The organism is Micromonospora sp. NBC_01412 (genome assembly GCF_045040215.1).
Classification (GTDB): Bacteria; Actinomycetota; Actinomycetes; order Mycobacteriales; family Micromonosporaceae; genus Micromonospora; species Micromonospora rubida.
On sequence record NZ_CP109528.1, the window covers coordinates 5,787,640 to 5,809,296 of the forward strand.

General features: G+C 73.9%; 21 protein-coding genes. 20 read left to right on the forward strand and 1 reads right to left on the reverse strand.

Annotated features, from left to right (window positions below; genetic code table 11):
- Positions 1-95: 95 nt before the first annotated feature.
- The 10 genes from OG617_RS25565 (at position 96) to pheT (ending at position 9,393) form a co-directional block, all read left to right on the forward strand.
- The gene (locus OG617_RS25565) at positions 96-359 is read left to right on the forward strand and encodes a phosphoribosyl-ATP diphosphatase (RefSeq protein WP_036375234.1); all 264 of its coding nucleotides are present in this window, start codon (positions 96-98) and stop codon (positions 357-359) included.
- Positions 360-406: 47 nt separating this feature from the next.
- Positions 407-1,252, forward strand: a complete 846-nt coding sequence (gene hisG / locus OG617_RS25570; protein WP_396683965.1) for an ATP phosphoribosyltransferase — start codon at positions 407-409, stop codon at positions 1,250-1,252.
- The gene (locus tag OG617_RS25575; protein WP_405095496.1) at positions 1,249-2,358 is read left to right on the forward strand and encodes a DMT family transporter; all 1,110 of its coding nucleotides are present in this window, start codon (positions 1,249-1,251) and stop codon (positions 2,356-2,358) included. The genes hisG and OG617_RS25575 overlap by 4 nt, the downstream gene beginning before the upstream one ends.
- A gap of 84 nt (positions 2,359-2,442) precedes the next feature.
- Entirely contained in the window at positions 2,443-2,904 is a 462-nt protein-coding gene (locus tag OG617_RS25580) for a PH domain-containing protein (protein ID WP_396683969.1), read from the forward strand.
- A 400-nt stretch (positions 2,905-3,304) separates the two neighbouring features.
- Complete coding sequence (gene infC / locus OG617_RS25585; protein WP_396683971.1) at positions 3,305-3,955, forward strand: translation initiation factor IF-3; 651 nt, start codon at positions 3,305-3,307, stop codon at positions 3,953-3,955.
- A gap of 18 nt (positions 3,956-3,973) precedes the next feature.
- Positions 3,974-4,168 carry a 50S ribosomal protein L35 gene (rpmI, locus tag OG617_RS25590; RefSeq protein ID WP_161691510.1) on the forward strand — a complete coding sequence of 65 codons (195 nt, stop codon included), beginning with the start codon at positions 3,974-3,976 and terminating at the stop codon, positions 4,166-4,168.
- Positions 4,169-4,201: 33 nt separating this feature from the next.
- Positions 4,202-4,594 carry a 50S ribosomal protein L20 gene (rplT, locus tag OG617_RS25595; protein ID WP_396683974.1) on the forward strand — a complete coding sequence of 131 codons (393 nt, stop codon included), beginning with the start codon at positions 4,202-4,204 and terminating at the stop codon, positions 4,592-4,594.
- A gap of 83 nt (positions 4,595-4,677) precedes the next feature.
- Entirely contained in the window at positions 4,678-5,475 is a 798-nt protein-coding gene (locus OG617_RS25600) for a TrmH family RNA methyltransferase (RefSeq protein WP_405095497.1), read from the forward strand.
- Between the two features lie 249 nt (positions 5,476-5,724).
- Positions 5,725-6,804, forward strand: coding sequence for a phenylalanine--tRNA ligase subunit alpha (gene pheS / locus OG617_RS25605; RefSeq protein WP_405095498.1), 1,080 nt, complete (start codon positions 5,725-5,727; stop codon positions 6,802-6,804).
- Between the two features lie 39 nt (positions 6,805-6,843).
- Positions 6,844-9,393, forward strand: coding sequence for a phenylalanine--tRNA ligase subunit beta (gene pheT, locus OG617_RS25610; RefSeq protein ID WP_405095499.1), 2,550 nt, complete (start codon positions 6,844-6,846; stop codon positions 9,391-9,393).
- A 68-nt stretch (positions 9,394-9,461) separates the two neighbouring features.
- Here the strand turns inward: pheT and OG617_RS25615 are convergent, their stop codons facing one another.
- Positions 9,462-10,346 (reverse strand): Crp/Fnr family transcriptional regulator, encoded by an 885-nt coding sequence (locus OG617_RS25615; protein ID WP_405095500.1) that lies wholly within the window; start codon positions 10,344-10,346, stop codon positions 9,462-9,464.
- A gap of 215 nt (positions 10,347-10,561) precedes the next feature.
- On the opposite strand from OG617_RS25615, the gene OG617_RS25620 reads away from it, so the two are divergent.
- The 10 genes from OG617_RS25620 (at position 10,562) to OG617_RS25665 (ending at position 21,652) form a co-directional block, all read left to right on the forward strand.
- On the forward strand, positions 10,562-11,359 hold the full coding sequence (locus OG617_RS25620; protein ID WP_405103952.1) for a hypothetical protein: 798 nt from the start codon (positions 10,562-10,564) through the stop codon (positions 11,357-11,359).
- On the forward strand, positions 11,356-13,749 hold the full coding sequence (locus OG617_RS25625; RefSeq protein ID WP_405095501.1) for a hypothetical protein: 2,394 nt from the start codon (positions 11,356-11,358) through the stop codon (positions 13,747-13,749). Before OG617_RS25620 ends, OG617_RS25625 begins: the two co-directional genes overlap by 4 nt.
- Positions 13,746-14,582 (forward strand): hypothetical protein, encoded by an 837-nt coding sequence (locus tag OG617_RS25630; RefSeq protein WP_405095502.1) that lies wholly within the window; start codon positions 13,746-13,748, stop codon positions 14,580-14,582. The genes OG617_RS25625 and OG617_RS25630 overlap by 4 nt, the downstream gene beginning before the upstream one ends.
- Before the next feature lie 197 nt (positions 14,583-14,779).
- Positions 14,780-15,781 carry an N-acetyl-gamma-glutamyl-phosphate reductase gene (argC, locus tag OG617_RS25635; protein ID WP_405095503.1) on the forward strand — a complete coding sequence of 334 codons (1,002 nt, stop codon included), beginning with the start codon at positions 14,780-14,782 and terminating at the stop codon, positions 15,779-15,781.
- Entirely contained in the window at positions 15,778-16,950 is a 1,173-nt protein-coding gene (gene argJ, locus OG617_RS25640) for a bifunctional glutamate N-acetyltransferase/amino-acid acetyltransferase ArgJ (protein WP_405095504.1), read from the forward strand. The genes argC and argJ overlap by 4 nt, the downstream gene beginning before the upstream one ends.
- Positions 16,947-17,834, forward strand: a complete 888-nt coding sequence (argB, locus tag OG617_RS25645; RefSeq protein WP_405095505.1) for an acetylglutamate kinase — start codon at positions 16,947-16,949, stop codon at positions 17,832-17,834. Before argJ ends, argB begins: the two co-directional genes overlap by 4 nt.
- Positions 17,831-19,015 carry an acetylornithine transaminase gene (locus OG617_RS25650; protein WP_405095506.1) on the forward strand — a complete coding sequence of 395 codons (1,185 nt, stop codon included), beginning with the start codon at positions 17,831-17,833 and terminating at the stop codon, positions 19,013-19,015. The genes argB and OG617_RS25650 overlap by 4 nt, the downstream gene beginning before the upstream one ends.
- A complete protein-coding gene (gene argF, locus OG617_RS25655; protein ID WP_405095507.1) occupies positions 19,012-19,938 on the forward strand; it encodes an ornithine carbamoyltransferase in 927 nt (308 codons plus the stop codon). Before OG617_RS25650 ends, argF begins: the two co-directional genes overlap by 4 nt.
- Positions 19,935-20,450 carry an arginine repressor gene (locus tag OG617_RS25660; protein WP_161691541.1) on the forward strand — a complete coding sequence of 172 codons (516 nt, stop codon included), beginning with the start codon at positions 19,935-19,937 and terminating at the stop codon, positions 20,448-20,450. The genes argF and OG617_RS25660 overlap by 4 nt, the downstream gene beginning before the upstream one ends.
- Entirely contained in the window at positions 20,447-21,652 is a 1,206-nt protein-coding gene (locus tag OG617_RS25665; RefSeq protein ID WP_405095508.1) for an argininosuccinate synthase, read from the forward strand. The genes OG617_RS25660 and OG617_RS25665 overlap by 4 nt, the downstream gene beginning before the upstream one ends.
- Positions 21,653-21,657: the final 5 nt, after the last annotated feature.

Genomic DNA, 21,657 nt, shown 5'->3' on the forward strand with positions numbered 1-21,657 from the left:
TCGGTAGGGAATTCGGGCCGGGCGGCCCGCCGCCGCCGCACCGGCGGGGACCCGCTGCGCGCCCCGGCGGGCCGGTGCTGGAAGAATCGCCCCCCGTGAAGACGTTCGAGGAGTTGTTCGCCGAGCTGCAGGCCAAGGCCGCCGCCGGCACCCCCGGCTCGGGCACGGTGGCCGCGCTGGAGAAGGGGGTGCACTTCATCGGCAAGAAGGTCGTCGAGGAGGCGGCCGAGTCGTGGATGGCCGCCGAGCACGAGGGCCCGGAGCGGGCGGCCGAGGAGATCTCCCAGCTGCTCTACCAGGCGCAGGTGCTGATGCTGGCCACCGGTCTCGAACTCAAGGACGTCTACCGACATCTGTGAGTGCCCCGTCCGCTGATCTTCTCCACCGATCGAGGGAGCACTCCGCCATGCTGCGTGTCGCCATTCCGAACAAGGGCACCCTGGCCGAGCCGGCCGCCGGGATGCTGCGCGAGGCCGGTTACCGGCAGCGCCGCGACCCCAAGGACCTGGTCTGCCGGGACGAGGCCAACGACGTCGAATTCTTCTACCTGCGTCCCCGCGACATCGCCACCTACGTCGGCTCCGGCGACCTGGACCTCGGCATCACCGGCCGGGACCTGCTGGTCGACTCCGGCGCCCCGGCCGAGGAAGTGGTGGACCTCGCCTTCGGCGGGGCCACCTTCCGGTTCGCCGCCCGCCCCGACACCATCGCCTCGCCGAAGGAGCTGGGCGGGCACCGGATCGCCACCGCGTACCCGGGGGTGGTCCGCCGCTACCTCGACGACCACGGGCTGACCGCCGACGTGATCCGGCTCGAGGGCGCGGTGGAGAACGCCGTCCGCCTCGGCGTGGCCGACGTGGTGGCCGACGTGGTCTCCACCGGGGCGACCCTGCGCCAGGCCGGCCTGAAGATCATCGGCGACCCGCTGCTGGTCTCCTCGGCGGTGCTGGTCCGTCGGGCCGAGGCGCCCGAGCACGCCCAGGAGGCGCAGCTCCTGCGCCGGCTGCACGGGGTGCTGGTGGCCCGCCGCTACGTGATGCTCGCGTACGACGTGCCGGCCGGGCTGCTCGACCGGGCCAGCTCGCTCACCCCCGGCATCGAGTCGCCCACCGTCTCGCCGCTGCACCGCGAGGGCTGGGTCGCGGTGCAGGCGATGGTGCTGCACGACGACGTGCACCGGATCATGGACGAGCTGTACGAGCTGGGCGCCCGCGCCATCCTGGTCACCAACATCCACGCCTGCCGGCTGTGAGGCCGCCGCCCCCGGCGGTCGCCCTCGCCCTGGTGGTGCTCGGCGGGGCGGCGTCCGCGGCGCAGGGGGCGGGCAACGCCACGCTGGGGGAGCGGGCCGGCGATCCGGTGCTCGGCGCGCTGGTCAACAACATCGGCGGGTGCCTGGTGGTCCTCGTGGGCCTGCTCGGCCTGCCGTCCACCCGGGCCGGGCTCGACGCGCTGCGCCGGGCCCGGCTGCCGTGGTGGTCGTACCTCGGCGGGCTGGGCGGCGCGGTGATCGTGACGGTCGCCACGTACGTCGTCCCGGTGCTCGGGATCGCGGTGTTCACCATCGCCCAGGTGGCCGGGGGCAGCCTCGGCGGGCTCGCGGCGGACCGGTCCGGGCTGGCCCCGCTCGGGCGGCTGCGGCTGACCGGCCCCCGGGTCACCGGGGCGCTGCTCGGTGTGCTCGCCGTCGCCCTGGCCCAGTTCGGCCGGCCGGTCGCCGGCGTCGCCGTCGGCGGGATCCTGCTCGCCGTCGCGGGTGGGGTGGCGGTCGCCCTCCAGTCCGCGCTCAACGGCCGGGTCGCCGCCGCCGGTACCACCACGGCCGGCATCGCGATCAACTTCGCCGTGGGCACCCCGGTCATCGTGGCGGTCGCCGCGCTCGCCGGGGCCTTCACCGGCCCCGAGCCGACCTGGCCGGGTGACTGGTACCTGTATCTCGGTGGCCTGCTCGGCGTCGGCATCGTGCTGGCCCTGATGCTCGGGGTCCGGGCGGTCGGGGTGCTGCGCACCGGGCTGGCCCTGGTCGCCGGCCAGCTCGGCGGTGCCCTGCTGCTGGACGTCGCACTGCCGGGCGGGGCGGGGCCCCGGTGGCCGGTGCTGGTCGGCGCCCTGCTCACCCTGCTGGCGGTGGTGGTCGCCGGCCGCGGCACCCGCCCACCGACTCCGGCCGGTCCGGTAGTCCCGCCGTCCCGGACGGCCCCGGCAGCCCCGGCGGGCCCAATGGCCCGGACGGCCCCCGCATCCCCGGCGGGCCCAATGGCCCAGGCGGCCCCGACACCCCCAGCGGGTCCAGTGGCCCCCGTACGCCCGGGGGACTCCCGGGGCCAGGGCCGTTCCGGCGCCGCCGAATCCCGGTGACCCGGTGACCCGGGTCGGAGGCGCGGGCAGGTGGTCGCGTGTGGCGGTGGGTGAGTCGGCGGGCCCGGATGGCAGACTGGTGGGGTGAGCGATACCGAACCGGTGATCCTGCGGCCCCGCCGGATCCGGCTGGTCTGCTGGGTGTCGGCCGCCGTCCTGCTGGTGGTGTTCGGCCTGGTGGCCACCTCGCTGACCGGCGCGACCGGCAATGGTTACGGCACCTTCCAGCGCGGCGACCAGCTCGCCATGATCGGCCTTGGCGTCTTCGGCGCGCTCGGCATTCTGCTGTTCACCCGGCCCCGGGTGGAGGCGGACGCGCGCGGCGTGCGGGTGCGCAACGTCATCGGCTCGTACGAGCTGCCCTGGGAGGTCGTCCGGGGGGTGCGCTTCGACCGGGGCGCGCCGTGGGCGAGCCTGGAGCTGCACGACGACGACCTGCTGCCGATGGTGGCCCTTCAGGCGGCCGACAAGGAGCTGGCGGTCGAGGGGGTTCGCGCCCTGCGCCGGCTGCACCAGGCCCACCTCGCGGCCCTCGCCGCCCGCTGAGCCGTCCCGGACAGTCCGCTGAGCCGGCCCGGTAGCCACCCGGGCCGCAAGGGTGGCCGACCCGGGGGCTGACCTGCGCGCCCGGTTTGGGGTCGGATCGGGTGGAGGTGTACTCTTGCCGAGTCGACCAGACTGCCCCCGTGTCCCACGTGCGGGTGGTCTTGAAGCGGAGCGCCTGCTCCCACCCGAGTCGCCCCAGTCGGTGGCCGGGTCCGGTCACCGGTTCCGGGCACACCCCGGTCCCGGATGCGCGATCATGTGATCGTGCCGACCGGTCGAGCGGGCCCTGGCATACGCCGGGGCCTTCTGCTTTCCGGATCGGCCTCCACCACGGGGGCCGCGGAGTCGGCTACGCAGGAGAGACTCGACTCGAGGAGGCCCCATCAGCGTCGAACCACGCGTGAACGAGCAGATCCGGGCACGTGAGGTCCGACTGGTCGGCCCCGAGGGTGAGCAGGTGGGCATCGTCCCGCTGGAGCGCGCCCTTCAGCTGGCCGCGGACGTCGACCTGGACCTGGTCGAGGTTGCGCCGATGGCGCGCCCGCCGGTGTGCAAGCTCATGGACTTCGGCAAGTTCAAGTACGAGAGCGCACTCAAGGCGCGCGAAGCGCGGCGTAACCAGCAGCAGACCGTCATCAAGGAGATGAAGCTCCGGCCGAAGATCGACCCGCACGACTACGAGACCAAGAAGGGTCACGTGGTGCGGTTCCTCAAGGCCGGCGACAAGGTCAAGGTGACGATCATGTTCCGCGGTCGCGAGCAGAGCCGCCCGGAGCTGGGCTACCGGCTCCTGCGCCGGCTCGAATCCGAGATCACGGAGCTGGGATACGTCGAGGCCGCTCCGAAGCAGGACGGTCGAAACATGATCATGGTTCTCGCTCCGCACCGGGCGGTCAAGGCCTCCGCGGTCGCCGCGACGGCGTCCCGCGGTGCACCCCGGGACCGGGCCGCGGACGAGTCCGCCGCTCCGGCAGCCGGTGAGACCGCGGCAGTCGGCGAGACCGCACCAGCCGGCGAGACCGGCGCAGTCGCCGACAACAGCGGCGAGTAACAGGGGAGAGACGTTTCAATGCCGAAGATGAAGAGCCACACGGGCATGGGCAAGCGGGTCAAGGTGACCGGCAGGGGCAAGATCGTTGCCCAGCAGGCCGGCCTCCGCCACAACCTGGAGAAGAAGCCCTCCACCCAGACCCGGCGGCTGACCGGCACGGTCGAGCTGGCCAAGGCTGACGTCAAGCGAATCAAGAAGCTGCTCGGCCGCTGACGCGCGCCACCTTCACGGATACAAGGAGTTGAGATGGCACGCGTCAAGCGGGCTGTAAACGCCCAGAAGAAGCGTCGTACCCTGCTGGAGTCCGCAAGCGGCTACCGCGGTCAGCGCTCCCGGCTGTACCGCAAGGCCAAGGAGCAGGTGCTGCACTCGATGCAGTACGCCTACCGGGACCGTCGCGACCGCAAGGGCGACTTCCGGCAGTTGTGGATCACCCGCATCAACGCGGGTGCCCGCGCCAACGGGATGACCTACAACCGGATGATCCAGGGCCTGCGCCTGGCCGGCGTCGAGGTCGACCGGAAGATCCTGGCCGACATGGCCGTCAACGACGCCACCGCGTTCGCCGCGATCGTCGAGATCGCCCGCGTCGCCGTGGCGGCCGAGGGCACCGGTGGCGCGGCGGCCCAGGCCGCCTGATCCGCCAGCACCCGACCGAGGTGCCTCCCGTATCGTCCACGACGCGCGGGGGGCGCCTCGGTCGCGCTCCGGAGCCGGACACCATGCCCTTCACCCCACGTACCCCCAGGGTCGTCGCCGCCCGTCGGCTGCACCGGCGCCGCGACCGCGACGCCGCCGGCCGGTTCCTCGCCGAGGGGCCGCAGTCCGTCCGGGAGGCCCTCGCCCGCCCCGGCACCGTCGTCGAGCTGTTCGGCACCCCGGCCGCCCTCGACCGGTACGCCGACCTGGCCGCCCGCGCCGCCCGCGCCGACGTGCCGGTCTCCGAGGTCACCGATGACGCCCTCGCCGCGCTCGCCGAAACCGTCGCCCCGCAGGGTCTGGTCGCCGTCTGCCGGCACCTGGACGTGCCGCTGGACGACGCGCTCGCCGCCGGCCCCCGGCTGGTGGCGGTGCTCGCCGAGATCCGCGACCCGGGTAACGCCGGCACCGTGCTGCGCACCGCCGACGCCGCCGGTGCCGGTGCCGTGGTCTTCGCCGGCGACGCGGTCGACCCGTACAACGGCAAGTGCGTGCGGGCCTCGGCCGGCAGCCTCTTCCACGTCGACGTGGTCCGCGCGCCGGACCCCGGCCAGGCGGTCGAAGCGTTACGTGCCGCCGGGCTCTCGATCTTCGCCACCACCGGGTACGGCGACAGCGACCTCGACGACCTCGCCGACGGCGGCCGGCTGTCCGCCCCGACCGCCTGGCTGTTCGGCTCGGAGGCGCACGGGCTGCCCGAGGAACTGGCCGCCGCCGCCGACGCCCGGGTGCGGGTGCCGCTGCACGGGCGCGCCGAGAGCCTGAACCTGGCTGCGGCTGCCGCCGTGTGCCTGTACGCTTCAGCGAGAGCACTGCGCTGACGCCCGAGCACGTTCGCACCCGGTGTCGGGTGCCCGGCCGGCGGCGCGGTCCCACCACAGGGGAGTAGTCCACATGATGAACGCGCCACGGCGTTCGTTTAGCCAGCCCGCCGGTGTCGGCGGGCGGCGGGCCTGACCCTTCCCCCTGCGCGACCTCCCACCGGCGGGCTGCGGCACAGCCGCGCGTCCGTAGACTCGCTTCGCCGCCCGTGCAGGGCCGGTGCCGCCGTGAGGGAGTGCCCGTACGCCATGACCTATCGCAACGATCCGTACGACCCGAAGCAGGTCGCCCTGCTCCACCCGGACGCCCTGGCCGGCGCCGTGGCCGACGCCGAGCAGGCGTTCGCCGCCGCCGCCGACCCGGACACGCTGACCGCCCTGCGACCCGCGCACCTCGGTGACCGGTCCCCGGTCTCGCTGGCCCGCCGGGAGATCGGCGCGCTGCCGCCGGCCGCGAAGTCCGACGCCGGCAAGCGGGTCAACGAGGCCCGCCGGGCGATCGAGGCCGCCTACGCCGCCCGCGCCGAGGTCCTCGAACGCGAGCAGGCCGAGCGGGTGCTGGTCACCGAGCGGGTCGACGTCACGCTGCCCTACGACCGTCGGCCGCGCGGCGCCCGGCACCCGCTGAGCACGCTGATGGAGCAGATCAGCGACCTGTTCGTCGGGATGGGCTACGAGGTGGCCGAGGGGCCGGAGGTCGAGCTGGAGTGGACCAACTTCGACGCCCTCAACATCCCCGCCGACCACCCGGCGCGCGGCCTGATGGACACCTTCCACATCGCACCGCCGCCGGGCGCGGAGAGCTCCGGCCTGGTGCTGCGCACCCACACCTCACCGGTGCAGGCGCGCACCATGCTGACCCGTAAGCCGCCGATCTACGTGGTGGTGCCCGGCCGGGTGTACCGCACCGACGAGCTGGACGCCACCCACGCCCCCGTGTTCCACCAGGTCGAGGGCCTGGTGGTGGACAGGGGGATCACCATGGCGCACCTGCGCGGCACCCTCGACCACTTCGCCCGGGCCATGTTCGGCGAGGGCGCGAAGACCCGCTGGCGGCCGCACTACTTCCCGTTCACGGAGCCGTCCGCCGAGTTCGACGTGTGGTTCCCGGAGCACCGCGACGGGCCGCGCTGGGTCGAGTGGGGCGGCTGCGGCATGGTCAACCCCCGGGTGCTGCGCGCCTGCGGGATCGACCCGGAGGCCTACTCCGGATTCGCCTTCGGCATGGGCATCGACCGGACCGTGATGTTCCGCCACGGGGTCAGCGACATGCGGGACATGGCCGAGGGCGACGTGCGGTTCACCCGCGCGTTCGGGGCCGGGGCGTAGACGGTGCGGGCACGAGTAACGGAAACGGTGATCTGAGTCATGCGAGTTTCTGTCAGCTGGCTGCGGGAGTGCGTCGACCTCCCGGCCGACCTGCCCGCCGAGGACCTGGAGCAGGCGCTTGTCGACCTCGGCATCGAGGTCGAGTCGATCGTGGACCTGCGGGCCACGGTCACCGGCGCCCTGGTCGTCGGCGAGGTCCTGGAGATCGAGGAGCTCACCGGCTTCAAGAAGCCGATCCGGTTCTGCCGGGTCGACGTCGGCGCGGCCAACGGCACCGGTGAGCCGCAGGAGATCGTGTGCGGGGCGCGCAACTTCGCCCCCGGCGACCGGGTGGTGGTGATCCTCCCCGGCGGCGTGCTGCCCGGCGGCTTCGCCATCGGCGCGCGCAAGACGTACGGGCGCAACTCCCACGGCATGATCTGCTCCGCGAAGGAGCTGGGCCTGGGCGACGACCACTCGGGCATCATCGTGCTGCCCGAGGACGTCAAGGCGCTGCCCGGCGACGACGCCCGCCCGGTGGTCGGGCTCGACGACGTGGTCGTCGAGGTGGAGATCACCCCGGACCGGGGGTACGCCCTGAGCGTCCGTGGCATCGCCCGGGAGCTGGCGCACGCCCTCGGCGTGCCGTTCCGCGACCCGGGCCTGGTGCCCGCCCCGGCCGGGACGGCCGAGCCGGCGTACCCGGTCGAGGTGCGGGACACCGTCGGCTGCGACCGGTTCACCGCCCGGATGGTGCGCGGGATCGACCCGACCGTGTCGACCCCGGGCTGGATGCGGCAGCGGCTCACCGTGGCCGGCGTCCGCAGCATCTCGCTGCCGGTCGACGTCACCAACTACGTGATGCTCGAACTGGGCCAGCCGATGCACGCCTTCGACGCCGACCGGATCTCCGGGCCGCTGGTGGTGCGCCGGGCCGAGGCGGGGGAGAAGCTGACCACCCTCGACGGGGTGGCCCGCACCCTGACCGCCGAGGACATGGTGATCTGCGACGACAGCGGGCCCATCTCGCTCGCCGCGGTGATGGGCGGCGAGACCAGCGAGGTCCTCGCGTCCACCACGGACGTGCTGTTCGAGGCCGCGCACTGGGACCCGGTGATGGTCGGGCGCACCGCCCGCCGGCACAAGCTGTTCAGCGAGGCGGCGAAGCGCTGGGAGCGGGGCGTCGACCCGGCCCTGGCGCTGGTCGCCGTCGAGCGGGCGGTCCGGCTGCTCACCGAGCACGCCGGTGGCACCGCCGGGGCGGAGATCCTCGACCTGGACCACGTCCGGCCGCGTACCCCGGTCACCCTGCCGGCGGACCTGCCGAGCCGACGGGTCGGGGTCGCCTACTCCCCGGAGCGGGTGGTGTCCCTGCTGGAGCAGGTCGGCTGCCACGTGACCCGGGGCGCCGACCGGCTGGGCGAGGACCCGGGCGCCGCCGGGGTCCCGGCCGCCGGGGGCGCCGACGTGCTCACCGTCGTCCCGCCGACCTGGCGTCCGGACCTCACCGACCCCGCCGACCTGGTCGAGGAGGTGGTCCGCCTCGACGGGTACGACCGGGTCCCGTCGGTGCTGCCCACCGCGCCGCCCGGCCGGGGGCTGACCTGGCAGCAGCGTCGCCGCCGGGCCGTGGCCCGCTCGCTCGCCGAGCGCGGGTACGTCGAGGTGCTCGCCCACCCGTTCGTCGCCGGTGAGCTGGCCGACCTGCTCGGCCTGCCCGCCGACGATTCGCGCCGGCCGGCGGTGCGGGTGGCCAACCCGCTGTCGGAGGAGGAGCCGCTGCTGCGCACCGCGTTGCTCGGCCCGCTGCTCGGCATCCTCAAGCGCAACCTCGGCCGGGGCCACCGCGACGTCGCCGTCTACGAGATCGGGACGGTCTTCCACCCGCGCCCCGGCGTCGGTGCCCCGCCCGCGATGGGCGTGGACCGACGGCCCACCGCCGCCGAGTTCGCCGCCGCCGACGCGGTCGTGCCCGACCAGCCCCGGCACGTCGCCGTGGCGCTGACCGGTGACATCGAGCCGACCGGCTGGTGGGGCGCCGGCCGGCCGGCCGGCTGGGCGGACGCGGTCGAGGCCGGCCGGGCGGTGCTCGCCGCCGCCGACATCCCCGCCGACCTGGTCGAGGTGCGGGCCGCCGAGTACGCGCCCTGGCACCCCGGCCGCTGCGCCGAGCTGCTGGTCGACGGGACCGTCGTCGGCCACGCCGGTGAGCTGCACCCGACCGTGGTGGCCGCGCTGGAGCTGCCCCGGCGCACCAGCGCCATGGAGCTGAACCTGGACGCGCTGCCGCCCGCCCCGGTCGCCCCGGCCCCGACGATCTCCGGCTTCCCGCCGGCGCTGATCGACGTGGCGCTGGTGGTGGACGAGCGGGTGCCCGCCGCCGAGGTGCAGCGGGCCCTCGTCGAGGGCGCCGGCGAGCTGCTGGAGGGCGTCCGGCTGTTCGACGTGTACGCCTCCGAGCAGCTCGGCGCGGGGCGCCGGTCGTTGGCGTACAAGCTGACCTTCCGCGCCCCCGACCGGACGCTGACGGTCGAGGAGGCGGTGGCGGCCCGCGACGGGGCCGTCGCGCGCGCGGCGGAGCGCTTCGGCGCCACCCTGCGCGGCGCCTGAGGTGCGAGCAGGGCCCCTTCCCGACGCTTCCGCTCCGGGAAGGGGCCCTGCCAACTCGCCTGGGTCGGTCAACCCTCGTGCGGGTCCAGCTTGCCGAGAGCGCGTAGCCGGGGCAGGTCGCGAACGGTGATCCTCCGGTAGTCGGTGTCCAGCAGGCCGTCGGCCCGCAGCTCGCGTAGCGTCTTCTGGATCGACGTCTCCGCGGCCCCGCAGATGGTGGCCAGCTCCGGCTGGGTGAGCCGCACGTCGATGACCACCCCGTCCCGGCTGCGCCGGCCGTGGGTGCGGCACAACTCGGCGACCACCCGGGCCACCCTGATCTTCACCGCGTACGAGGTGAAGTCGATCCGGCGCCGGTTCGACCAGCGCAGCCGGTCGGACACCATCGCCGCGAGCTCGACCGCAGCCTGTGGATGATCCCGCAGGAACCGGTTGAACCGCTCCCGCGGGATGACGCTGTAGCGGATGGACCCACAGGCCGTCACCGTCGCCGAGCGGGGCTTGTCGTTGAGGGCGGACATCTCGCCGACCAGGTCACCGCCCACCCGCAGCGACAGCAGCGCGGAACGCCCGTCGGGCAGGCTCGCCGTGACCTTCGTCAGCCCCTCCTCCAGGAGCACCAGGTGCGACTCATGGGCGCCCTCGTGGATCAGGATCTGCCCGGTCGGCACCCGGCGTCGCACGCCCAGATCGAGCAGGACCGTGCGGACCGACGGCTCCAGCCGCCGCAGGAAGGTTCCGTACGGCCACTCGACGCCGGAGGGCTCGCGGTGCATCGACATTCTCGCCTTCCCCAAGCCACGGAAACCGTCGAAGCGTAGCCGACCCTGCGCGTAGCGCGACGTACCTGCCCGGAGCAGGGCGGTCGCCACCGTCTGCAGGGCCAGCACCGTCAGCACCTGCGCGGGTGACCAGCCGATGGTCAGCAGCAGTTCGGCCACGTCTTTCGTCATGTCCCCAGCACACCCCGGCCGGCCGTTGGGGATACCGGACCTGGGCGGGATGACCGGTGGCCGACAGCGCGCGGGAAGCCGTACTTCTACGGGGTCCCGGTCGGCGCGCGCGGGTTCGATGTCTCCGGCGGCCCACCCGACGGGGGCGGGCCGGGTGACGAAAGGGCGGCACGCTCATGCACCATCCCGAGCGAAGGCTGTTGGTCTCCGTGGACATGGAGCGGTACAGCCGGCGCAGCAACCTTCAGCAATACGAGGCCCAGCAGGACTTCCGACGTCTGCTGCACGAGGCCGCCCGCGACGTCGGACTGGACCGGGTGGCCTGGAGCACCCAGCAGGCCGGGGACGGCGAACTGGCCATCCTGCCCCGGGACGTTCCCGAGGCGCGGGTGGTCGGCCGGTTCGTGCCGGAGCTGAATCGGCGGCTGCGGGCGTACAACGGCAGTCGGGTGACGGCGGCGAGGATCCGGCTGCGCATCGCGGTCCACCAAGGCCTCGTCCACCTCGACGGTGCGAACGGCTTTCCCGGAAACGCCGTCGTGTTCGTCAGCCGGCTCTGCGACGCCGAACCGGTCCGGCGCGCGCTGTCGGCCTTTCCCCACGCGGGCGTCGCGTTGGTCGTCTCGACCGACATCTTCCGCGATGTGGTGTCCGAGTACCCGGAGGAGATGCGTCCGGAACGGTTCCGGCGGGTGCGGGTCAGCAAACCCGACAAGGGCTTCGACGAGCATGCCTGGCTCTGCGTGGTGGACGAGGACCTGTCCTCCGTGCCGCCGCTGGACGGGGACGGACCGGCAATACCACAGACCGATACGGAGGCGGGGACGGCGGACTCACCGGCCGTTCCGCCGCCAGGGCCGTCCCGTCCCGACACCGGCGGGCGCACCGTACCGGGTGACGGCATCCGCACCGGCGACATCCGGGTGCGCGGGCAGAACGCGGTGGGGCCGGGCGCGATGGCGATCGGTTCGGTCGGCCGCGACGCGTTCGGCAGGGGTGGGGGCCAACGGTGAACGAGTCCGAGCCGTGGCCGGGCCCTCGGCGGGCCGGGAACGAAGACGGTTCGAACGGGTCGTCGCCGGCTCCCGACGACGTCGCCGGTGAGGCCCGCGACAGTGCGTCGTTCGCCGACGCCGAGGGGTGGCGAGGCGGCGTCGAGGACGGCTCGGCGGGTCTCCCGGCGGATCCGACCGAGGTCGGGGAGCCCGACGACGCCGACCTGACCGACGAACCGGAGGAGGCGCTGGACCCCGAGGACGTCCTCGCCCGGCTCGCGTCCCTGCTCGGACCCGCGTCCGCGATCGACGTGGGCGATGTGCGGGTGCGAGGTCAGAACGCCACCGGCCCAGGTGCGACGGCGATCGGTACGCAGCTGAACATCACCACGGCGCGGACGGAGGACGGCCTGAGCTGGACCGAGACGCGCAGCGGGACCTGGGTACGGCAGTTGGCCGACGGGTATGCCCACACACCAAGCGATCCGGAACTCGATCGGAACCTCAAGCAGCGCCACCTGGTCTGTCTGTCGGCGGCCGAGGGCACCGGGCGGCACACTGCGGCGTATCTGGCCTCGGCCCGCCGGCACGACTTCGACCGGGTCGCTCTACTGCACGCGGAACAGCCGGCCGACCTGCTACGCCGCGACGCATTGCTGCGTGAGGGGCATGGCTACGTGTGGCCGCTCTCGGAGGCGGTGGTGCGGCAACTGGACGGCATGGCCCTGGTCGGTCTGGCCGCCCGCGCCGAGGCTACCGGGGCCACCCTGATCCTCGTCGGCGACTTCGGCCGCCGAGATCACGAGTTTGCGGGCCACCTGGTCGAACACCGGAGCGCCGCCGCGGCCGACGTGTTCCGGGCCCAGCTGCGTCGCCATCTGCGGGGCCGCTGCGTCGGTTCGTGCGGCCCCGGCTGCGCCGGCGATTGCGTCGACGAGTACGTCGACGAGGAGTGCGTTGTCCACCCGCTGCTGGCGGCCCACCTGGCCGGGAGTTCCCGCCCCGGCGAGGTGGTCCACCTGGCGCAACTGCTGGCCCGCTTCGTCCCGCGGGACGTCGAACTCACCGAACGGCTGGAGCGGTTGCTGCCCCGCCAGCTACGCGAGCGGGCAGCCCGTGTCCTCGCCGCAGACGATGGCGGCGACGCGATCGCCTGGGGCGCCGACCGGCGCCGCGCGTTCCGGCTGTCCTGTGCGGTGCTCGCCGGGCAGCCGGTAGCCGAGATCCACGCCGCGGCCGGAGCGCTGGCCGCGCCGGGCCTCGGCGGTGCCGGGCTGTGGCTGTCGCCGGCCGGCGACACCGCGCAGGGGCTGTCATCCCCCGGCGGCGGAGTGCCGGGATTCCCGGTCGCCGATGGTGGGCCGCCCGGCCTGTTGACTGGGGCGGGTGCGGGTGGGGTGCTCGACACGTTGCTCGGTCCGGTCCTGCGGCAGGCGGTGCTGCTGGTCGGCGACGACCGGGCTCCGGGCGGGCGGCGGATCGAGTTCGCCCCAGGCAACGACCAGCTGCGGGCGAGCCTGCTGGAGGTCGCCTGGACGGACTGGTGGTTGCCGGAGCAGTTGCTCGGCTGGCTGGCCGACCTCGTGCGGGACGGCACGCCCGGGGTCAGGCAGGCCGCCGCTGGGGCGATCAGTTGGTCCGCCGTCCACGGGGTGCACGCCGCGCTGCGCACGGTCGACCAGTTGGCCCGGGAACGTCGCGCCGGGGTCCGGCAGGCAGCCGCCATCGCACTGGTCGGCATGGCCATGCAGCCGGAGCTGCGCCGGCGCGTCCGGGTGGAGTTGGACGGGTGGGCGGCCGGCGGCGCGGCGCACCTGCGCGACACCGTCGCGCGGGCGTACGCGTCAGGCCTTGCCTGGCTCTGGCCGGAGACGGCCCTGGTGCAGCTGCGCCGGGTGGCCGAGGCGCGCATGCAGCGGTGGCACAACTCGGTGGTGCGTGGTCTGGAGGAGGTGTACGTCGCGGGCCATGCGGCGAGCGTGCTGCCGGCGCTGGCCGAATGGGCCACCGCCGACGACCCGGAGGTGCGGCTGCACGCCGGCCGGGCGCTGCGGGTGCTCGCCGACCGGTGGGCCCCCGCGCCCCGGGAGCACTGGCCGGAGCTGCTCGATCTGGTCGGCGCCGGCACCGTGGAGCTGCGGGACCTGGCCACTTGCTGGGCGACCGCGCTCTGCCTTCCCGGAACCGCGTACCGGGCGTGGCGCACGCTCGGCTTCTGGCTCAGCCGTGCCGACGGCCACCCCGAGGTGGCCGCGTATTGCCGGCGTCTGCTCGACCTGGTGGTGGCGGGCCGGGAACCGCTACGCCATCGGCTGGACCACCAGCTCCGGTACGTCTGGGGCCCCCTGATGCCCGGCAACGCCCTGCTGAACGACGTACGACGACTGATCGATGAGGACCCCACATGAGCATCCACCACTACCCCACCACGCGGCCGTTGGCCCAGCGGAGTCGCCGCTGGTGGCAGCCTCTCTGGCACCTGCTCTTGCGTCTCTTCTTCCCGCCAAAGCCGGTCCCCGTGGGGCCGCCACCCCCGCCGCCGCTGCCCCCGGTGGTCACCTACCGCCAGGACGTGCCGCACCCGATCCTCGTGCCGGCAAAGGGGGACGCCTTCGACTTTCGCCTGCACGTCGTCTACACCTGGCGCGCACGGCACATGAGCGTCGAGGAGTTGCGCCTGCGTGCCGAGGGCTATCTCGGTTGGGCAGGCGGGGTCGTCCGGGAACAGGCGATCGATCTGGCCCGCGAGCACGAGCCGCACTGTTCGCGCGACCTGGAGCGGGCGCTGAACAACGTCCTGCTCGGTCAGCGCTGGCCCCGCGACGAGACCCGGCCGCACTTCACGGTCCAGGTGCGGGTGAGCCCCGACGAGCGGATCCGGGAGCGGTTGCGGCCGTACTGGGAGGAGCGGATCAAGCTGGAGTGCGACCACGAGCTGCAGAAGATTCGGGCCAGCCAGGCCGATGACCTGACTCGCAGGTGGGGCGCGGTGCTGCAGGCCTTGGAGGACGACCCGGTCACCGCACACGCGGCCCGGCTGACGGGGGAGCAGTTCGCCGAGGTGTTCCGCCGCTACGCCGAGGAGCGCCGGGGAACGGTGCCGGAGCTGCTCACGTTGCTGCGGGAGGCGGTGCGCGGGCACAACGACCTCGGCCTCGGCCCGTCGGAGTACACCGAGGCGTGGGACGCGGCGCTGCGGACGTACGAGCGGCAGAACGGGATCGGCCCGCGGGCGAACTGACCCGGGTCCCTTCCCGGCGTTCCCCGCCGGGAAGGGACCCGCCGTGCGGTGTCCGTCCAGGCGGCCTGCCCGGTTCGGCCCCGATCGTGTGGAGGTGACGACGGTCACCGTGTCATGTCCATGCGATGGTCCGTATGAACTTGCAGCGCGTCGTCCGGACCGGGTAGCCTTCGCTGCATAGTCATGCGGAGGTAGGAATGGGTATCCGAGTTGCGGTGGCGGGGGCGAGCGGCTACGCCGGGGGCGAGCTGCTGCGCCTGATCGCCGGCCACCCCGAGCTCGACCTGGTCGCCGCCACCGCGCACCGCCAGGCCGGTGCGCCGGTCACCGCCGTACACCCGCAGCTCGTCGGGCTGGACCTGGTGTTCGCGGCGACCGAGCCGGCGACGCTGGCCGACGCGGACCTGGTCTTCCTGGCCCTTCCGCACGGCGAGTCGGCGGCCCTGGCCGCCGCCCTGCCGGAGACGGTCCGGGTGGTCGACCTGGGCGCGGACCACCGGCTGCGCGACGCCGCCGCCTGGACGCGGTACTACGGGGGCGAGCACGCCGGGACCTGGACCTATGGCCTGCCCGAACTGCCCGGCCAGCGTGCCGCGATCGCCGCCGCGACCCGGGTCGCCAACACCGGCTGCTACGCGGTGGCCACCACGCTCGCGCTCGCCCCGCTGGTCGCGGCCGGCGCGGTCGCCCCCGCCGACGTGGTGGTGGTCGCCGCCTCCGGCACCTCCGGTGCCGGCCGGGCCGCCAAGACCAACCTGCTCGGCAGCGAGGTGATGGGCGACCTGTCGCCGTACAAGGTCGGGGCCCACCAGCACGTGCCGGAGATCAAGCAGGCCACCGGCGCGACCAGCCTCTCCCTCACCCCGGTCCTCGCGCCGATGCCGCGCGGCATCCTCGCCACGGTCACCGCCGTGCCGACCGGCGACGCCGACCCCCGGGCGGTGCTCGCGCGGGCGTACGCCGACGCGCCGTTCGTGCACGTGCTGCCCGAGGGGGCCTGGCCGCACACCGCCGCCACCCTCGGCTCGAACTCCTGCCACCTCCAGGCGGGTGTCGACGTCGACTCCGGTCGGGTGATCGTGGTCAGCGCGATCGACAACCTCGGCAAGGGCGCCGCCGGCCAGGCCGTGCAGTGCGCCAACCTGATGCTCGGCCTGCCGGAGACCATGGGCCTGTCCGTCTGGGGGATCGCACCATGAGTGTCACCACACCGAAGGGGTTCCGGGCTGCCGGGGTCGCCGCCGGGCTCAAGGGCAGCGGCGCCAGCGACGTGGCCCTCGTCGTCAACGACGGCCCGGACGCCGGGGTCGCCGGCGTCTTCACCGCCAACCGGGTCAAGGCCGCGCCCGTGCTGTGGACCCAGCAGGTGGTGCGCGGCGGAGTGGCCCGCGCCGTGGTGCTGAACTCCGGTGGCGCGAACGCCTGCACGGGGCCGGCCGGGTTCCAGGACACCCATGCCACCGCCGAGCACACGGCCGCCGCGCTGACCTCGTCCAGCCCTCGGCTGCGGCTCGGCGCCGCCGACGTCGCGGTCTGCTCCACCGGCCTGATCGGCGAGCGGCTGCCGATGTCGAAGCTGCTGCCCGGCGTGCGGGCGGCGATCCGGGGCCTGTCCCGCGGCGGCGGCGCCGCCGCGGCCGAGGCGATCATGACCACCGACACCCGGCCGAAGACCACCGTGGCCGCAGGCAGCGGCTGGACCGTCGGCGGCATGGCCAAGGGCGCCGGCATGCTCGCCCCGGCCATGGCGACGATGCTCTGCGTGCTGACCACCGACGCGGTGGCCGGGCCGGAGGCGCTCGACACCGCGCTGCGCGCCGCCTGCCGGGTCACCTTCGACCGGATCGACTCCGATGGCTGCATGTCCACCAACGACACCGTGCTGCTGCTGTCCAGCGGCTCGTCCGGCATCGAGCCGACGCCGGCGGAGCTGACCGCCGCCGTCACCGCCGCCTGCCACGACCTGGCCCAGCAGCTCATCGCCGACGCCGAGGGCGCCACCAAGCAGATCACCATCGACGTGGTCGGCGCCGCGAGCGAGGACGACGCGGTCGAGGTGGGCCGGTCGGTGGCCCGCAACAACCTGGTCAAGACGGCGCTGTTCGGCAACGACCCGAACTGGGGCCGGATCCTCGCCGCCGTCGGCACCACCGCCGCCGCGTTCGAGCCGGACGCCGTCGACGTCGCCGTGAACGGGATCTGGGTGTGCCGCTCCGGCGCCGCCGCCGAGGACCGCTCCAAGGTCGACCTCGCCGGGCGGGACGTGACGATCCGGATCGACCTGCACGCCGGCGACGCGGAGGCCACCGTGTGGACCAACGACCTGTCGCACGCGTACGTGCACGAGAACTCGGCGTACTCGTCATGAGTCTCTCCGCGGATCTCACCCGGGCCCAGGCGAAGGCCGAGACCCTGATCGAGGCGCTGCCCTGGCTGGCCCGCCTCGCCGGCGCCACCGTCGTGGTCAAGTTCGGCGGCAACGCGATGGTCGACCCCGACCTCAAGCGGGCCTTCGCCGCCGACATGGTGTTCCTGCGCTACGCCGGCCTCAAGCCGGTCGTCGTGCACGGCGGCGGGCCGCAGATCTCCGCCATGCTCGGCCGGCTCGGCATCGACAGCGAGTTCAAGGGCGGCCTGCGGGTCACCACCCCCGAGGCGATGGACGTCGTCCGGATGGTGCTGGTCGGCCAGGTCGGCCGGGAGCTGGTCGGGCTGATCAACGCGCACGGCCCGTACGCCGTCGGCCTCTCCGGCGAGGACGCCGGCCTGTTCACCGCCGTGCGCCGCCCGGCGTACGTCGACGGGGAGCCGGTGGACGTCGGTCAGGTCGGCGACGTCGAGTCGGTCGACCCGTCGGCGGTGACCGACCTGATCGCGGCCGGCCGCATCCCGGTGATCTCCACCGTCGCGCCGGACGTCGACGGGGTGCTGCACAACCTCAACGCCGACACCGCCGCCGCCGCGCTCGCGATCGCGCTCGAGGCCCGCAAGTTGGTCGTCCTCACCGACGTCCCCGGCCTCTACGCGAACTGGCCCGACACCGACAGCCTGGTCAGCGAGATCACCACCGACGACCTGGCGAAGCTGCTGCCGTCCCTGGAATCGGGGATGGTCCCGAAGATGGAGGCCTGCCTGCGGGCGGTGCGGCAGGGTGTGCCCGCCGCGCACGTCGTCGACGGCCGGGTCGCCCACTCCACGCTGCTTGAGGTCTTCACCTCGGAAGGGTTCGGAACGATGGTGATTCCGTCATGAGCACGCTGGTGGACCGCTGGCGGCAGTCGCTGATGGACAACTACGGCACCCCGCCGCTCGCCCTGGTGTCCGGCTCCGGCGCGGTCGTCGTCGACGAGGCCGGCCGGGAGTACGTCGACCTGCTCGGCGGCATCGCGGTCAACGCCCTCGGCCACGCCCACCCGGCCGTGGTGGCCGCCGTGTCCCGGCAGGTCGCCACCCTCGGGCACGTGTCGAACCTGTTCGTCGCCGAGCCGCCGGTGGCCCTGGCCGAGCTGCTGCTGGCCCTCGCGGGCCGGCGTGGCCGGGTCTTCTTCGCCAACTCGGGCGCCGAGGCCAACGAGGCCGCGTTCAAGCTGTCCCGGCTCACCGGGCGTACGCAGGTGGTGGCGACCGTCGGGGGCTTCCACGGCCGGACCATGGGCGCGCTCGCGCTCACCGGCCAGCCCGCCAAGGCCGACCCGTTCCGCCCGCTGCCCGGCGACGTCACCCACGTCCCGTACGGCGACGCGGCGGCCCTCGCCGAGGCGGTGACCGACGCGACCGCCATGGTCATCCTGGAGCCGATCCAGGGCGAGAACGGCGTCGTCGTCCCGCCCCCCGGCTACCTCACCGAGGCCCGGCGGATCACCGCCCGGCACGGCGCCCTGCTGGTCCTCGACGAGGTGCAGACCGGTGTCGGCCGCACCGGGCACTGGTTCGCCCACCAGGCGGAGGGCGTCGAGCCCGACATCGTCACCCTCGCCAAGGGCCTCGGCGGCGGCCTGCCCATCGGCGCCTGCCTGGCCTTCGGCCCGGCCGCCGACCTGCTCAGGGCCGGCTCCCACGGCACCACCTTCGGCGGCAACCCGGTGAGCTGCGCCGCCGCCCTCGCGGTGGTGTCGACCATCGCCAGCGAGGGGCTGCTCGACCACGTCAAGCGGGTCGGCGAGCGGCTGCGCCGGGGCGTCGAGGCGCTCGGCCATCCCCTCGTGGCCGAGGTGCGCGGCGCGGGCCTGCTGCTCGGGATCGTGCTCACCGCCGACGTGTCCGGCGCGCTGGTGACCGCGCTGCGGGAGGCCGGGTTCCTGGCCAACCCGGTGCAGCCCGGCGTGGTCCGGCTCGCCCCGCCGCTGATCCTGACCACCGACCAGGTCGACGCCTTCCTGGCCGCCCTGCCCGCCGCCCTCGACGCCGCCACCACCCCGGAGGCCACCGCATGACCCGCCACCTGCTGCGCGACGACGACCTCTCGCCGGCCGAGCAGTCGGCCGTGCTGGACCTGGCCGCCCGGATGAAGGCCGAGCGGTACACCCACAAGCCGCTGGCCGGCCCGAGGTCGGTGGCGGTGCTGTTCGACAAGCAGAGCCTGCGCACCCGGATCTCGTTCGACGCCGGCATCGCCGAGCTGGGCGGCCACCCGCTCGTGGTGGACACCCAGGTCACCCACTTCGGCCGGGGCGAGACCCTCGCCGACGCCGGCCGGGTGCTGTCCCGGTACGTGGCCGCGATCGTGCTGCGCACCCACGGCGACGACCGGATCGCCGAGGTCGCCGCCGGGGCGAGCGTGCCGGTGATCAACGCCCTCACCGACGGCTTCCACCCCTGCCAGCTCCTGGCCGACCTGCTCACCGTCCGCGAGCGGTTCGGCGGCACTCGGGGCCGCACCCTGGCGTACGTCGGGGACGCGGCGAACAACATGGCGCACTCGTACCTGCTGGCCGGGGCGACCGCCGGGATGCACGTGCGGGTCGCCGGGCCGGACGGGTTCGCCCCCGACCCCGAGGTGGTCGCCCGGGCTGCGGAGATCGCCGCCGGCACCGGCGGGTCGGCGCGGGTGCTGCGCGACCCGGTGGAGGCGGTCCGGGACGCCGACGTGCTGGCCACCGACACCTGGACCTCGATGGGGCAGGAGTCCGACGGGCTGGACCGGACCACCCCGTTCCTGCCGTACCAGCTCAACAAGGAGCTGCTCGGGCATGCCGCGCCGGGCGCGATCGTGCTGCACTGCCTGCCCGCGCACCGGGGTGAGGAGATCACCGACGAGGTGCTCGACGGCCCGCAGAGCGCGGTGTTCGACCAGGCGGAGAACCGGCTGCACGCGCAGAAGGCGCTGCTGGCGTACCTGCTGGAGAGCCGGGAATGACCGCCCCGCTGACCCGCGCCGCCCGGCACGCCCGCATCGTCGAGCTGATCCGCGACAAGGCGGTCCGTTCGCAGACGGAGCTGGCCGACCTGCTTGCCGGCGACGGCGTGGGAGTCACCCAGGCCACCCTGTCGCGGGACCTCAAGGAGCTGGGCGCGGTCACCGCCCGGGGCGGCGACGGGCGCCCCGTGTACGTCATCCCCGAGGACGGCCACCGGCCGCTGCGCGACGCCGAGGCCGCCCCGGCCCGGCTGATCCGGCTGCTTCGGGAGCTGCTCAACGAGGTCGACTCCAGCGGCAACATCGCCGTGCTGCGCACCCCGCCGGGCGCAGCCCAATACCTGGCCAGCGCGTTGGACCGAGCGGGCCTGCCCGAGGTTGTCGGCACCATCGCCGGCGACGACACCATCCTCGTCGTGGCCCGCGAGGCCGTCGGCGGTGCCGCGTTGGGCGAGAAGCTCGCCGCGTGGTCCCGCCGGGAAGAGAACGTTGAAGGGAGCAACACACCATGACCGAGCGGGTCGTCCTTGCGTACTCCGGGGGGTTGGACACCTCCGTCGCGATTCCGTACCTGGCCGAGCAGACCGGCGCCGAGATCATCGCGGTGGCGGTGGACGTCGGGCAGGGCGGTGAGGACCTCGACGCCATCCGGCAGCGCGCCCTGGACTGCGGGGCCGTCGAGTCCGAGGTGGTGGACGCGCGCGACGAGTTCGCCGCCGAGTACTGCCTGCCGGCGATGCGGGCCAACGCCCTCTACATGGACCGGTATCCGCTGGTCTCGGCGCTGTCCCGGCCGCTGATCGTCAAGCACCTGGTGGCCGCGGCCCGCAAGCACGGCGGCACCATCGTGTCGCACGGCTGCACCGGCAAGGGCAACGACCAGGTCCGCTTCGAGGTCGGCCTGGCCGCGCTCGCCTCCGACCTGAAGATCATCGCCCCGGCCCGGGACTTCGCCTGGACCCGGGACAAGGCGATCGCCTTCGCCGAGGAGAAGGGGCTGCCGATCGACGTGTCGGCCAAGTCGCCGTACTCGATCGACCAGAACCTGTGGGGCCGGGCCGTGGAGACCGGCTTCCTGGAGGACATCTGGAACGCCCCCATCGAGGACCTGTACTCGTACACGTCCGACCCGGCGCAGGAGCGCGACGCCGACGAGGTGGTCATCACCTTCGACGCCGGCGTGCCGGTCGCGATCGACGGCGAGACCGTCACCCCGTACCAGGCGATCCTGGAGCTGAACCGGCGGGCGGGCGCGCAGGGCGTCGGCCGGCTCGACATGGTCGAGGACCGCCTGGTCGGCATCAAGAGCCGCGAGGTGTACGAGGCACCCGGCGCGATCGCGCTGATCGCCGCCCACCAGGAGCTGGAGGCGGTCACCGTCGAGCGGGACCTGGCCCGGTTCAAGAAGGGCATCGACCAGCGCTGGGGCGAGCTGGTCTACGACGGCCTCTGGTTCTCGCCGCTGAAGAAGGCCCTGGACGCCTTCATCGACGACGCCCAGCAGCACGTCTCCGGCGAGGTGCGGCTCACCCTGCACGGCGGCCGGGCCACCGTCACCGGCCGGCGCTCCGAGGCCAGCCTGTACGACTTCGGCATGGCCACCTACGACACCGGCGACACGTTCGACCAGTCCCTCGCCAAGGGCTTCGTGCAGTTGTGGGGCCTGCCCAGCAAGATGGCCGCCGCACGGGACGCCCGGTTGAGCGGCTCCTGACCGTG

Excerpts from the sequence above, each read along its gene's own strand:
- argC (WP_405095503.1), top strand. The coding sequence starts at position 14,780 with ATGGGTATCCGAGTTGCGGTGGCGGGGGCGAGCGGCTACGCCGGGGGC.
- argJ (WP_405095504.1), top strand. The coding sequence starts at position 15,778 with ATGAGTGTCACCACACCGAAGGGGTTCCGGGCTGCCGGGGTCGCCGCC.
- OG617_RS25630 (WP_405095502.1), top strand. The coding sequence starts at position 13,746 with ATGAGCATCCACCACTACCCCACCACGCGGCCGTTGGCCCAGCGGAGT.
- OG617_RS25600 (WP_405095497.1), top strand. The coding sequence starts at position 4,678 with ATGCCCTTCACCCCACGTACCCCCAGGGTCGTCGCCGCCCGTCGGCTG.
- OG617_RS25665 (WP_405095508.1), top strand. The coding sequence starts at position 20,447 with ATGACCGAGCGGGTCGTCCTTGCGTACTCCGGGGGGTTGGACACCTCC.
- rpmI (WP_161691510.1), top strand. The coding sequence starts at position 3,974 with ATGCCGAAGATGAAGAGCCACACGGGCATGGGCAAGCGGGTCAAGGTG.
- OG617_RS25615 (WP_405095500.1), bottom strand. The coding sequence starts at position 10,346 with ATGACGAAAGACGTGGCCGAACTGCTGCTGACCATCGGCTGGTCACCC.
- OG617_RS25650 (WP_405095506.1), top strand. The coding sequence starts at position 17,831 with ATGAGCACGCTGGTGGACCGCTGGCGGCAGTCGCTGATGGACAACTAC.
- pheS (WP_405095498.1), top strand. The coding sequence starts at position 5,725 with ATGACCTATCGCAACGATCCGTACGACCCGAAGCAGGTCGCCCTGCTC.
- argF (WP_405095507.1), top strand. The coding sequence starts at position 19,012 with ATGACCCGCCACCTGCTGCGCGACGACGACCTCTCGCCGGCCGAGCAG.
- hisG (WP_396683965.1), top strand. The coding sequence starts at position 407 with ATGCTGCGTGTCGCCATTCCGAACAAGGGCACCCTGGCCGAGCCGGCC.
- OG617_RS25660 (WP_161691541.1), top strand. The coding sequence starts at position 19,935 with ATGACCGCCCCGCTGACCCGCGCCGCCCGGCACGCCCGCATCGTCGAG.
- pheT (WP_405095499.1), top strand. The coding sequence starts at position 6,844 with ATGCGAGTTTCTGTCAGCTGGCTGCGGGAGTGCGTCGACCTCCCGGCC.
- rplT (WP_396683974.1), top strand. The coding sequence starts at position 4,202 with ATGGCACGCGTCAAGCGGGCTGTAAACGCCCAGAAGAAGCGTCGTACC.
- OG617_RS25620 (WP_405103952.1), top strand. The coding sequence starts at position 10,562 with ATGGAGCGGTACAGCCGGCGCAGCAACCTTCAGCAATACGAGGCCCAG.
- argB (WP_405095505.1), top strand. The coding sequence starts at position 16,947 with ATGAGTCTCTCCGCGGATCTCACCCGGGCCCAGGCGAAGGCCGAGACC.